The organism is Halomonas sp. BMC6, assembly GCF_964204995.1.
GTDB lineage: Bacteria > Pseudomonadota > Gammaproteobacteria > Pseudomonadales > Halomonadaceae > Vreelandella.
The window spans coordinates 3,295,714-3,308,954 of sequence record NZ_CAXNSH010000001.1 but is presented as its reverse complement, the minus strand read 5'-3'; the positions used below and the strand labels follow the sequence as shown (position 1 = coordinate 3,308,954).

The following is a 13,241-nucleotide window of genomic DNA, read 5'->3' as shown; positions in this document are numbered from 1 at the left end:
GATGCTCATCCTCTTAATCGTGCTGGCGCTGGCCATTTTCGTGCTGCCCAACCTATGGGCAAAATGGGTATTAAAGCGCCATACCCGAGGCCGCGACGACTACCCGGGCACCGGAGCGGAGTTGGCCGAACACCTGATACGCCGTATGGGTATGGAGGGCGTACGGGTAGAGCGCACCGAGCAGGGCGACCATTACGACCCCGAGGCACGCTGTGTACGCTTAACGCCCGATCACTACGATGGCCGTTCGCTGACGGCGGTAACCGTTGCCGCCCATGAGGTGGGCCATGCCATTCAGCACCATGAGGGTTATGCGCCGCTGCTGGCCCGCAGCCGTTTGGTACGAGTGGCTCAAAAGGCCGAAAAGCTGGGCGCTATTTTGATGATGGCTGCGCCGTTTCTGTTCGTACTCACGCGGCTACCCGGTGGCTTGGCAGTGGTTATTGCCATGGCGGTGATTAGCTTCGGCACCGCCGCACTGGTACATCTCGTCACGCTGCCGGTGGAGTTCGATGCCAGTTTCAATCGTGCGTTACCGTTGTTGAAAGAGTACGTGCCGCCTGCCGATATGGCCGGTGCCCGCCACGTACTCACCGCCTGCGCCTTTACCTATGTGGCCGCGTCACTGGCCAGCGTGATGAACCTGGGTCGCTGGCTGGTGATTTTAAGGCGCTGATTTAAAAGTGCTGATTTAAAAGTACTGGTTTAAAAATGCTGGGCGGCCATCACTCACTACTCCGGCTTGTTCGCCAGAATCACCGCACGGCGTGGGGCGGGGTAGCCTTCTATGGTGCGGCTGCGGTCATCCGGGTCGAGGAAGTCCGCCAATGACTGGTAGGTCATCCACTCGGTGGAGCGCTGCTCATCGAGTGTCGTCACCGCTTCATCCACCACTCGCACGTTGGTAAATCCGCAGCGCTCTAGCCAGTGGCACAGCGCTTTGGAGGAGGGCAAAAAGTAGACGTTGGGCATGGCGGCGTAGCGCTCGCCGGGTACGAAGACGGTCTGCTCGTCGCCTTCCACTACCAGGGTTTCCAGCACCAGCTCACCGCCAGGGGCCAGCGCGCCTTTTAGCTGCTGCAAGTGCTCGAGCGGCGAAGGGCGGTGGTACAGCACGCCCATGGAGAACACCGTGTCGAAGAAACCTAGGTTCTCGGGCACGTCCTCGATGCCCACCGGCAGAAACTGTGTACGGCCGTCATCGGCGTTGCCGACGAAGTGGCGCACCGCTTGGAACTGCCAATAAAAGCGCGGGGAAGGGTCAATCACCAACACGAAAGCCGCGCCTGCACCCGCCATCCGCCAGGCGTGATAGCCGCTGCCGCCGCCCACATCCAGCACTTTGCGGTATTTCAACGGCGCGAGATGCGGTGCGACACGCTGCCATTTCCAGTCGGAGCGCCACTCGGTGTCGATCTCGATACCACCCAGATTGAATGGCCCTTTACGCCACGGGGCCAGCTTACGCAGCAGGTTAAAGCACTGGCGCTGCTGGCTGTCGGTGAGATCGATATCTACCGTCAGCGTGTCGCTGTTTAGATCCACACGGCGCTCTTCCGGCAGCGGCGGCAGTTTGGCCACGGCTTTTTCCCAGGCGGAGAGGTCGCCGTGGCGCTGGCGGTCCAGCCCGCTGGCGAGCTGTTTCGGAAGCTTGGCAAGCCAGGGCGTCAGCGAGGCGTCCTGGGCGGCTTGGTCCAGAAACGCTTGATACAGCACGCGATGATCGTCGGGGAGTAGCGCCACGTTAACCCTCCTTGAAGGCGATCAGCGAAGTGAAGTTCAGGTACTGGAACCAGGTCATGGAGCGGGGAAAACCCGCCAGCGACAAACGCTCGTGCAGGGCATCCAGCGTGTCAGGAATCAGCACGTTCTCAAGGGCAGTGCGCTTTTGACTGATCTCCATATCGCTGTAGCCGTTAGCACGCTTGAAGTCGTGATAGCGTTCGACCCGCCAAGCGTTATCACGCTCGTCGGCATCGACGGTCTTTTCCGACAAGATCAGTACGCCGCCGGGCTCGAGCGTGTCGTAAAGCCGCTTGAGCAGCGCATCACGATCGGCCGGTGGCAAAAACTGCAGCGTAAAGTTGAGAATGATCATCCCCGAAGGCGCATACTCGTAGGTACGAATATCGGCTTCTTCCACCTGCATGGCGTGCTCGGGGCACTCATCGAGAAAGGTCTGCTTCGCCCGGGCCGCCATGGCCGGGGAAAGGTCGATACCGGTATAGCGGAACGCATCGGCGGGCAGCGCGCCTGCCAGGGCGAGTCCGGATGCGCCTAGCGAGCAGCCCAGATCATAAACATGGGCACCGTGGCGCAGATGGCGTTTGGCAATCAGGCTCAGCATACCCAGGATTTGGCCGTAGCCGGGCACCGAGCGGCGGATCATATCGGGGAAGCACGCGACGACCTGTTCATCGAAGGAGAACCTAGCCACCTTGTCTAGGGGTGTTGAAAAGATAGCGTCGCGGTAAGATGCATCACTCATGGGCAAGCCAGGATGGTTAATGAGGTTGCGTAGTTTACGCGCCCTTGTTAGCGCAGAACAGGCCTGATCCATTCAGATTCCTGCCTCACGGAACGACGCCACAGGAGAGGGCAAATGGCTTCAGCAACAGCAACTCCCGATACGCTTCCCGCTTGGCAAACGTTACAGCAGCATGCGCAAGCGCTTAAACATGTCCACTTGAAGAACCTGTTTGGGGAAGACCCCAGCCGTTGGCAGCACTTTACGCGTCAGGTGGCGGGGCTCACTCTCGATCTTTCCAAGCAGCGGTGGGACGACGATACGCTGGAGCACCTGCTGGCGCTGGCCCAAGAGGCGGGCGTGCCAGGGGCCATCGAGGCGCTGCTGAGCGGTAAACGGGTGAACGTCAGTGAGAACCGCCCGGCGCTGCATACTGCCTTGCGCCTACCTGCGGATGCGAGCCTGGACGTGGAAGGCGAAGATATCGTCGGGGCCGTGCATGACAGCTTGGCGCAAATGGAGCGCCTGGTGCAGCGGCTACATGCGGGCCAGTGGCGTGGGGCCACCGGCAAGCCTATTCGTCACGTGGTGAATTTAGGCGTGGGCGGCTCGGATTTAGGGCCGCTGATGGTTACTCATGCGCTGGCAGACTACCGCCCCAGCGATATTCACCCGGTGGAAGTGCATTTTGCCTCCACGATGGATGGTTCCCAACTGGCGGATTATCTCAGCCGGTTCAACCCCGAAACCACGCTATTCGTGCTGTCGTCGAAGTCGTTCACCACCATCGATACCCTCTCCAACGCGAACACCGCTCGCGACTGGCTAATCGGGCGGCTTACACAGCACGCCGACCTGCCAGAAGTCAGCCCCCATGCCAAACCGATCAGCGCAGAGCTGATTGTGCGCCAGCACTTTATTGGTGTATCCGCCAGCCCTGACAAGATGAGCGAGTGGGGGATTACCCCAGACCACCAACTGATGTTTTGGGAGTGGGTCGGCGGGCGCTACTCGCTGTGGGGCACCATTGGGCTGCCGATTGCGCTGGTCATTGGCATGGAGAACTTCCGCGAACTGTTGGCGGGCGCCCATGCCATGGATCGCCATTTTCGCGAGGCGCCGCTGGAGGACAATCTGCCGGTGTTACTGGGCTTGGCAGGTATCTGGAACGTTAACTTTTTGGATATTCGCGCTCACTCGATTCTGCCTTATGACGGGCGGCTTGAGTACTTTGCTGCTTATCTTGAACAGCTTGAAATGGAGTCCAACGGTAAGTCGGTGACCCGCCAGGGCCAGGCGGTGAACTACTCCACCTGCCCAGTGCTGTGGGGCCAGTTAGGGCCCAACGCCCAGCACGCCTTTTACCAGCTGTTGCACCAAGGCACCCAGCCGGTGGTATGCGATTTTATCGCGCCTTTGAAGCGCTACGATGAGGTGGACGACCCAGACACCCGCCGCCACTTGAAGGCTCAGCATCGTCTGGCGCTGGCCAACTGCTTTGCCCAATCCCGCGTGCTGATGCTGGGGGACGATGCTTTGGAGGAGGATGGCCCGCGCCCCGAACACAAGCGCTATCGTGGCAACCAGCCCTCGACCACCGTGCTGCTGGACAAGCTCACGCCTGCGACCCTCGGTGCGCTGATTGCGCTCTACGAGCACAAGGTGTTCGTACAGGCAGTGATATGGGACATCAACCCCTTTGATCAGTGGGGCGTCGAGCTGGGCAAGCAGATTGCCACCGATACCCAGGCCATCATTGATGGAGAGGGCGACATTGGCCGAATAGACGCCTCTAGCCGCGGTCTCATCGAGGCGTTCTGGGCCGCAGAGCAGGCGTAGGCAGCTTGATCTATATGGCTGGATATACAGCTTTTTGCTTTTCCGCTATCCTGTGTACCTTTATGCGCGGTCTCTTCCGGTGTGCCTTTCGCGTTAAGAGGGCTAGTGACTGCCTTTGTACGGCACCCAACCAGGCCGCCTGTACGCTTTTGTTCAGTACGTTTTTTCAGGAACCGACGTTACATGACCCAGTTTGATGCCTCCCAGTACGGCGCGAGTTCGATCGAGGTTCTCTCAGGCCTCGAGCCGGTGCGAAAGCGTCCCGGTATGTATACCGATACCTCACGTCCCAATCACCTCGCCCAAGAGGTCATCGACAACAGTGTCGACGAGGCGCTGGCGGGTCATGCTTCGAGCATCAGCGTGGTGCTTCACAGCGACGGAGCCATCGAAGTCCAGGATAACGGCCGCGGCATGCCGATCGACCTGCACCCGGAACACGGCGTCTCCGGGGTCGAACTCATCCTGACCAAGCTTCACGCGGGCGGTAAGTTCTCCTCGTCGAGCTACCGGTTCTCGGGTGGCCTTCACGGCGTGGGCGTCTCGGTGGTCAATGCGCTGTCTCGACGGTTGGAAGTCGAAGTGACCCGCGACGGTGCCCGCCACGCCATTGCCTTCGAGCACGGCGAAAAGGTCGAAGAGCTGCATGAAATCGGCAAAGCCGCCAAACGTGCCACCGGTACCCTGGTACGCTTCTGGCCCGACGAAAGCTACTTCGACAGCCCGAAGCTCGCGCTATCCAAACTGAAGCACCTGCTGCGCGCCAAAGCGGTGCTTTGCCCAGGGCTCTCGGTCACCCTGGTCGAGCCGGATGGCACCAAAACCGAGTGGGCCTACGCCGATGGCCTGCGCGACTATCTGGCCGAAGCCACCGATGGCTATGAGGTGCTGCCCAAGGAGCCGTTTGTAGGCCACTTCAGTGACGACGAGCACGGCGTGGACTGGGCCATTCAGTGGCTGCCGGAAGGTGGCGAGGCGCTCCTCGAAAGTTACGTCAACCTCATTCCCACGCCCCAGGGTGGCACCCACGTCAATGGTTTTCGGTCCGGCCTGCTAGACGCTCTGCGGGAGTTCTGTGAATACCGCAGCCTGCTGCCCCGCGGCATCAAGCTCACTGCCGACGATTTGTGGGAGCGCGCCTCTTTCGTGCTCTCGGTGAAAATGCTCGATCCACAGTTTGCGGGACAGACCAAGGAGCGCCTCTCGTCGCGCACCATTGCCGGGTTTGTATCAGGCGTGGTCAAAGACGCCTTTTCGCTGTGGCTGAACCATCACGTCGAGCAGGCCGAACAGCTTGCCGAACTGGTGATCAGTGCGGCCCAGCAGCGCCAAAAGAAGTCGAAGAAGGTCGCGCGTAAGAAAGTGACCTCCGGTCCGGCGCTGCCCGGCAAGCTGGCGGACTGTTCGGGGCAAGACCCGGCGCTGAGCGAGCTGTTTCTGGTGGAGGGCGACTCGGCCGGCGGGAGCGCCAAGCAGGCGCGTAACCGCGACACCCAGGCCATCCTGCCGCTGCGGGGTAAGATCCTCAATACCTGGGAAGTGGACTCCCACGATATTTACGGCTCCCAGGAAGTTCACGATATTGCCGTGGCGATTGGTGCCGACCCGGGCAGCGCCGACCTCGAAAAGCTGCGCTATCACAAGATCTGCATCCTCGCGGATGCCGACTCCGACGGTCTGCATATCGCTACGCTGCTCTGCGCGCTGTTTGTCAAACACTTCCCCGCCCTTGTCGATGCAGGGCATGTCTTCGTTGCCATGCCGCCGCTTTACCGGATTGATCTGGGGAAAGAGGTGCATTACGCCCTGGATGAGAGCGAGAAAGCCGCCATTTTGAAACAGTTAGCGAAAAAGCGGGGCACGCCCAACGTCCAGCGCTTCAAGGGCTTGGGTGAAATGAGCCCGCTACAGCTGCGCGAAACCACCATGGCCGTGGAAACCCGCCGTCTCGTTCAGCTCACGCTGGACGAAGGCGATGGCACTCTGGAAATGATGGACATGCTGCTGGCCAAGAAGCGCGCCAGCGACCGTAAAAAGTGGTTAGAAGATTACGGTAACTTGGCCGATATCGAGGTGTAATTCGCAAGCAAGCAAACGTTAACGGTGCGTTGTTGGAGTCTACCGCCAACTGGCCGATAGTCTAACCATAGGCATTTAGTCGAAAACGCGTGTCAAGCGCTCACGTATGGGGGACGGGCTTTGTTTAACTCAATTTCACGGCAATTGACGTTATCGGCGGTGGTGCTCACGCTACTGATGGGGGCGGGTATTTACGGGGTGATGGCGTGGCGGGGACAGCCGCTGGTCATTGAAGCCAGCGAGTCGCTGATTGACCGAACCGGAGGCGCCATCGTCAATGCCCTCAATGGCCAGTTAGCGCGAGTAGAAGGCACTACTTCGAGCCTTGCCGCACTGGCCGAATCGCTACCGCTGGATGACGCCCTCTACCGACAAGCGCTGCCCAATGTGGTGGACGACAATGGCAATAGCACTATCGCCGGTGGCGGTATTTGGCCAGAGCCAAGCGCGTTTGCACCCGGCGTCGATAAATTTAGTTTTTTCTGGGCGCGTAACGGCCAGGGCGAGCTGGACTTTCTGGACGATTACAATGCACCCAGCGCGGCCCCTTATCACGAGGAAGCGTGGTACAGCAGCGCTCGCGATGCCACGCCAGGGCAGTGCGTTTGGTCGGCGGCTTACCGTGACCCAGCGACCGGGGTCGCCATGGTCACCTGTAGCGTACCGTACTACAGCAATGAGGCCTTTGCCGGTGTCGCTACCATCGACATGCAGCTAGGCGGTGTCGCGGCGTTCTTGGCAGAGAACGGCGGAGGCACGGGAGGCTACGCCTTCGTGCTCGATAGCGAGCGTAACATCATCGATCTGCCCGGCGTGGAGCAGTCGTCGGATGAGATGCAAAGCCTTGCAGGCGTTGCTAGCAACCAACCTTGGTTAACGCCGGTAGTGGAAGCGTTGGAGGCAGGGCAAGCGCAAACCAGCGTCGAGAGTGCGGGAGTGCTGGCAAGCCCGGCTGAAGTGCGTTTGTTCGATATGCCCACCACGGGCTGGACACTCGGGCTCGTGACACCCAGTGACCAGGTGACCGCACTAGCGCAAACGCTGACCCGTGATTTGCTGCTGTTCATTTTGCCGCTGTTGGCGCTGCTATTAGGGCTTGGCTGGTGGGGTGGTCGCATTCTACTGGCGCAAATTCGCAGTACCACGCATCAAATTGATCAGCTGGGTCAGAACGATGGCGGGCGTGAGTTGACCATTTACCGCGACGATGAGATTGGTGAACTGCGCCGTGCAGTGAACCGCTACTCCGAGAAGCTCCAGCGCCTATTCGGTGACGTGCGCGGGGTGGCGGATGCCATTGCCAGCGAATCGTCTGAGATCGCCGCTGGCAATAACGAACTGTCGAGCCGCACGGAGCAGCAGGCCGCGTCGCTGCAAGAGACCTCCTCGACCATGGAGCAGATGGCGGCGACGGTGAAGCGGAATGCGGATAACGCCCAAGAGGCGGACCAGCGCGTGAAGGAGTCAGCGGCGAAAGTGAAGCGCGGCGGTGAGCAGGTATCGCGGTTGGCGCAATCGATGGAAAGCATCAATGAAAGCTCGGTCGAGGTGGCTTCTATCGTTCAAGTGATCGAAAACATTGCGTTCCAGACCAACATTTTGGCGCTGAATGCCTCGGTCGAGGCGGCTCGCGCCGGCGAACACGGGCGTGGGTTTGCCGTGGTCGCCAGTGAGGTACGCGAACTGGCCTCCCGAAGTGCCGCCTCTGCGCGTAATATCAACGGTTTGATCAAGACCACGTCCGAGCAAATCGCTACTGGCAGTGGCTATGCCGACGAGGCCGAAGCGGCGATGAAAGAGATCGTCTCGTCGATCGAGGAGGTGTCCGCGCGGATCAGCGAGATCAGCCAAGCCTCCAGCGAACAAACCAACGGCATTGATGAGATTAACCGGGCCGTGACACAGATGGATACCGTGACCCAGCAAAATGCCGGGCTGGTTAGCCAAGCGGCGGGAGCGGCCAATGAGCTTTCGTTGCAAGCGCAGCGTCTAAAAGGGCTATTGGATGAGTTTCATGGCAGTGCGCAGGGCGAGAGTCACTCCCGTGCATTGCCGCACAGTGAGCAGGCAAGCAGGCATCTTACTTAGCGCGCCCTCTTGAGTGGCCGCAAGTCCGCTTATTTAGCCGCCCCGCCAGGGGCGGTTTTGTTGTCAAGGTAGAGTATGATCGACATGGATATTCAAGTAGCGGAGGGCGACGTCGAGCGTCTGTCCCTACGCGATTACACCGAAAAAGCGTACCTCGACTACTCGATGTACGTCATTCTAGACCGCGCCTTACCCAACATTGGCGATGGCATGAAGCCCGTTCAGCGGCGGATCATCTACGCCATGCGCGAGCTGGCGCTGCATGCCAATGCCAAGTACAAAAAGTCGGCGCGTACCGTCGGTGACGTACTGGGTAAGTTTCACCCCCACGGAGACAGCGCCTGTTACGAAGCCATGGTGCTGATGGCGCAGTCGTTCAGCTACCGCTACCCGCTGGTGGATGGCCAGGGTAACTGGGGAAGCCCCGACGACCCGAAATCTTTCGCGGCCATGCGCTACACCGAGGCCAAGCTCTCCAAATTTGCCGAAGTGCTGCTCAGCGAGCTGGGCCAGGGCACCGTGGAGTGGGCGCCGAACTTCGATGGCACCATGCAAGAGCCTGTAGTACTGCCAGCGCGGTTGCCTCACGTGCTGCTCAACGGCGGCACGGGCATTGCGGTGGGCATGGCGACCGATATTCCGCCCCATAACGTCTCGGAAGTGGTGGAAGCCACTTGCCACCTGCTGCGTCATCCCGAGGCCACCACGGCGGATTTGATGGCGTTTGTGCCTGCACCGGATTTCCCGACGGATGCAGAAATCATCACGCCGAAAGCGGATCTGCGTAAGCTCTATGAGACTGGCCGAGGCTCGGTCAAATTACGCGCCCGCTACGTACGTGAAGACGCCAACATCGTCATTACCGCCCTGCCCTATCAGGTCAGCGGCGCCAAAGTGTTGGAGCAGATTGCCGCGCAAATGCAGGCGAAAAAGCTGCCTATGGTGGCCGATCTGCGCGATGAATCGACCCATGAAGAGCCGACCCGCTTGGTGATCGAGCCACGTTCGAGCCGTGTGGATGTCGAAGCGCTGATGGCGCACCTGTTCGCCACCACGGATCTGGAAAAGAACGTGCGGGTGAACATGAACGTGATCGGCCTAGATGGCCGCCCACGGGTGATGCCGCTGACCGATATGTTGGGTGAGTGGCTGCGGTTTCGCCGTGCCACCGTGCGTCGCCGCCTTGAGCACCGTTTAGGCAAAGTGGAAGATCGCCTGCATATTCTAGAAGGCCTACTGACCGCTTACCTGAATATTGATGAGGTGATCCGCATCATCCGCGAAGAGGATGAGCCCAAGCCTGCCCTGATGAGCGCGTTTGACCTGACCGAGCGCCAGGCCGAAGCGATCCTTGAACTGCGTCTGCGCCATCTTGCCAAGCTGGAAGAGATGAAGATTCGCGGCGAGCAGGATGAGCTGGAAAAAGAGCGTAAAACCCTGCAAGGCCTGCTGGGTAGCGAAGCCAAGCTCACCACGCTGATCGAGAAAGAGATCCGCGCAGCGGGTAAAGAGCACGGCGACGACCGCCGTTCGCCGCTGGTGGAGCGCAGCGAAGCCAAAGCGCTCTCTGAAGTGGAACTGCTGGGGGCCGACCCGATTACCGTAGTGCTATCCGATAAAGGCTGGATTCGTGCTGCCAAAGGCCACGATATCGACCCCGAAGGGCTCTCCTACAAAGCGGGGGATAGTTTCCGCTTAGCAGCCCGAGGTAAAACCAATCAGCCGCTGGTGCTGCTGGACGATACTGGCCGCGCCTACACCTTGGCAGCACACAACTTGCCCAGTGCCCGTGGCCAGGGCGAGCCGGTGACCGGTCGTGTGAACGTGGCAGCGGGGGCGCAGATGGCGGGTTTGATGCTCGCGCCACCCACCAAACGCTTCCTGCTTGCCAGCGACGGGGGCTACGGGTTCGTGGCTCAGCTCGAAGCCCTTACCGGCAAGAACAAAGCGGGTAAAGCCGTGCTCAGCGTGCCCAAAGGCTGTCGCGTCATGCCTCCCATCGAGGTGCCGGAAGGCGAAGAGCTCTGGGTAGCCTCGGTGTCCAATGAAGGTCGTTTGCTGCTGTTTCCTCTGGATCAGTTGCCCGAGATGGCCAAAGGTAAAGGCAACAAAATGCTTGATATCCCCGGCCCCCGCGCCGCACGGCGGGAAGAGTTCGTGCGGGATATTGCCGTGGTGGCCGAAGGCAGCGAGCTGATCATTCATGCGGGCAAGCGCAAACTGACCCTCAAAGCGGATGACCTAGCGTATTATCGCGGGGAGCGTGGCAGAAGGGGCAGCAAGCTGCCGCGTGGTTTCCAAAAAGTAGATCGTTTAGAAGCAGGGGAGTAACGGATGGCACGCGGAAATGTGGTGGTCACGCTGTTGGCGCCGCGCCTGACGGCGACGGTAGAGCTTGCCGTGGCGTCGCTCATGGAGCAGTTCGGTTTACAGGAGGAGCGTCGCCAGACGCTGGCGGACACGGCACAGGGTAGCGCGATGGATTGCCTAGAGCTTCACGCGAGTGGCGCGCCCGAATCGCTGACGGCACTGCGCCAAGCAGCGCTGGCGCTGGGTGACACCCACGGTGTGGATCTCGTCGTGCAACCACCCCGACCAACGGATGCGCCGCGCCTGGTCTGTTTCGACATGGACTCCACGTTGATCCAAGCGGAAGTGATCGACGAGTTGGCCCGTCGCCATGGCGTAGGTCAAGAAGTGGCAGACGTGACCGAGCGGGCCATGCGCGGCGAGCTGGATTTCAAGGCCAGCTTTCGAGAGCGTATGAGCAAGCTGGAAGGCTTGGAGGAGTCGGTGCTGGCCAGTATTGCTGCAGAGCTGCCGCTGATGGAAGGTGTCGAACGCTTGATGGCGAATTTGAAACGCTTGGGTTACCGGACGGTGATTCTGTCCGGCGGCTTCACCTACTTTGCCCGCTACCTTCAAGAGCGGCTTGGGTTTGACGAAATTCATGCCAACGAGCTGGTCATTGAGCAAGGCAAAGTGACCGGCGCAGTTCAGGAACCCATCGTCGATGCCGAGCGTAAAGCGGCGCTATTGACGCAGATTGCCGAGCGCGAAGGCGTGCCGCTGGCGCAAACCGTTGCCGTCGGCGATGGTGCGAACGATCTGAAAATGCTCGCAACGGCGGGGTTGGGCGTGGCGTTCCGTGCTAAACCGTTGGTGCGTGCTGAAGCACGCCAAGCGATCTCCGTCGCGGGGTTGGATGGCGTGCTGTACCTGCTTGGCTATGGTGACTCTGAGCTAACCTAGCCTAAGCCAGACGACGCGGGTCAACGTAAAACGGCGGTGCTGGTCAGCACCGCCGTTTTTGTAGATCACCTGCGCGTCGCTTAGCTGTCAGCGGCTTGGTCGTCTGTGGCTTGGGGGCGTATGCCGCCGTACTCGGTTCGCAGCGACTCAAGCCGCGCGGTCTCACTCTCGGTTAGCGGGGGCGCATTCCACAACGGCTCACCGTCGGCATCGTTGACGCCTAACAGCGTGAGCGACAGTTCGGCATTGCGGGGAATCTGATCGTTGCCCCAAGGCCCAAAGCGATTGGGCGCCAGGCTCCAGGTGTCGCTCTCACCAGGAGCAAGGCCACCGGCAATCACGTAGTAGAAGGTTTCATCCACCCAGGCGACTTCCCGGTCGGGGCTTTCCAGTAGCCCGCGCAACATGAGTTCTGAAATGGGTTGGTCCCCGCCGTTCGTGACCGTCAGCTCGATCACCGGCTCTAGTGCGCCGTAGGGGCTGGTACTGAGATAGTAGCGAGCGCTATCGATACGAATTTGCGCTAAACGCTCCTGGTCACGCTCGGCTCTGGCCTGTTTGGCTTCTAGCCGGTTCAGCGTGCGCAGTGCCTGCTCGCGCTCACGTGCGCGCCGTTCGCGAAGCATGTTATCGGCACGCTCGATGATTTCATCCCCCGTCAACCCATGCATGTAGGCATTGGCCGACTCGGCAATTTCCGCCGCGTTCATGCGTTGTGGGTTAAAAAGATCGATACCGCTAAACGATGACATGGCAATGATTTTGAGCGCGGTATCGAACTCGTCGCGCTTATAGGTGGGCAGCGACTCACGCACTTCTTCGATCGAGACCACCGCAGCGGGCATAGAGCTGGTGTCGACGGTTGGATCGGAGCAGCCTGCCAGCACCAGAGCAGATAATGACAGTGCAGATAGCCTGAGTAGGCGCCACATGATGTACCTCACCTCGTAAAATCAATCGGCAAGAGCTTACCGGAAAGTGGCATTCGCCACTACTTTCTGTTGAGCGCGCTTCATACCGCTCGCCCGCGCGTTCGCTGTATGGTCAGCGGTTTAGGTGGGTCGCTCATAAAAAAGCGCTGGCGGTTGCCAGCGCTTGAGGCGTGATTGACGGTGTTTAACCGTGCCCTTTGTCAGGGTGAGGCACCGGTTTGTCGCCGACCTCTTCAGAGCGTAACTCGATTGGTTTGCCCTGGGTCTTTTGAGTGTGCTTCAACTGCAGGTGCAAGCCGGTTTTGGCCAGCAGGTGGGCGCTGACGGGCGCGGTGATAAACAGGAACAGCGTAATCAGCAGCTCCTGGATATCCGGCTTGCCATCGACGCTCCAGAAGTAGCCCATGGAGGCAATCAACATGCAGCCAATGCCCAGCGTGGTGGCTTTTGTAGGGCCGTGCAGGCGCATGTAGAAGTCACGCAGGTGCGCCATGCCAAGCGAGCCGATGAATACGAAGACCCCGCCTGCCAGTAGCAATAAAGAGATTAGCGCTTCAACTAGAAAGGGCATAACGCCACCTCAT

The 13,241-nt window shown here is 60.0% G+C and carries 10 protein-coding genes; 6 read left to right on the top strand and 4 right to left on the bottom strand.

Going from position 1 to position 13,241, the window contains the following annotated elements:
- The first annotated feature begins 1 nt into the window (after position 1).
- Positions 2–676: a zinc metallopeptidase gene (locus tag AB6K10_RS16150; RefSeq protein ID WP_339119293.1), complete on the top strand. Its 675-nt coding sequence runs from the start codon at positions 2–4 to the stop codon at positions 674–676.
- A 56-nt stretch (positions 677–732) separates the two neighbouring features.
- Here AB6K10_RS16150 and cmoB read toward each other — a convergent pair whose 3' ends face one another.
- A complete protein-coding gene (gene cmoB, locus AB6K10_RS16145; RefSeq protein ID WP_339119292.1) occupies positions 733–1,743 on the bottom strand; it encodes a tRNA 5-methoxyuridine(34)/uridine 5-oxyacetic acid(34) synthase CmoB in 1,011 nt (336 codons plus the stop codon).
- A 1-nt stretch (position 1,744) separates the two neighbouring features.
- Positions 1,745–2,488 carry a carboxy-S-adenosyl-L-methionine synthase CmoA gene (cmoA, locus tag AB6K10_RS16140; protein WP_339119291.1) on the bottom strand — a complete coding sequence of 248 codons (744 nt, stop codon included), beginning with the start codon at positions 2,486–2,488 and terminating at the stop codon, positions 1,745–1,747.
- A gap of 114 nt (positions 2,489–2,602) precedes the next feature.
- Here cmoA and pgi point away from each other — a divergent pair, with 114 nt between their 5' ends.
- From pgi to serB, 5 genes are all read left to right on the top strand, one after another.
- Entirely contained in the window at positions 2,603–4,306 is a 1,704-nt protein-coding gene (pgi, locus tag AB6K10_RS16135; RefSeq protein ID WP_339119290.1) for a glucose-6-phosphate isomerase, read from the top strand.
- A 183-nt stretch (positions 4,307–4,489) separates the two neighbouring features.
- Positions 4,490–6,385, top strand: a complete 1,896-nt coding sequence (gene parE / locus AB6K10_RS16130) for a DNA topoisomerase IV subunit B (RefSeq protein WP_253015892.1) — start codon at positions 4,490–4,492, stop codon at positions 6,383–6,385.
- Between the two features lie 120 nt (positions 6,386–6,505).
- On the top strand, positions 6,506–8,473 hold the full coding sequence (locus AB6K10_RS16125; RefSeq protein WP_339119289.1) for a methyl-accepting chemotaxis protein: 1,968 nt from the start codon (positions 6,506–6,508) through the stop codon (positions 8,471–8,473).
- Positions 8,474–8,548: 75 nt separating this feature from the next.
- Positions 8,549–10,804, top strand: coding sequence for a DNA topoisomerase IV subunit A (gene parC, locus AB6K10_RS16120; protein ID WP_339119288.1), 2,256 nt, complete (start codon positions 8,549–8,551; stop codon positions 10,802–10,804).
- Positions 10,805–10,807: 3 nt separating this feature from the next.
- A complete protein-coding gene (gene serB / locus AB6K10_RS16115; RefSeq protein WP_339119287.1) occupies positions 10,808–11,725 on the top strand; it encodes a phosphoserine phosphatase SerB in 918 nt (305 codons plus the stop codon).
- Between the two features lie 80 nt (positions 11,726–11,805).
- Here the strand turns inward: serB and AB6K10_RS16110 are convergent, their stop codons facing one another.
- Both AB6K10_RS16110 and AB6K10_RS16105 read right to left on the bottom strand, forming a co-directional pair.
- On the bottom strand, positions 11,806–12,657 hold the full coding sequence (locus tag AB6K10_RS16110) for a DUF6694 family lipoprotein (protein ID WP_339119286.1): 852 nt from the start codon (positions 12,655–12,657) through the stop codon (positions 11,806–11,808).
- A 184-nt stretch (positions 12,658–12,841) separates the two neighbouring features.
- The gene (locus tag AB6K10_RS16105; protein ID WP_159342615.1) at positions 12,842–13,228 is read right to left on the bottom strand and encodes a Na+/H+ antiporter subunit G; all 387 of its coding nucleotides are present in this window, start codon (positions 13,226–13,228) and stop codon (positions 12,842–12,844) included.
- Between the last annotated feature and the right edge of the window lie 13 nt (positions 13,229–13,241).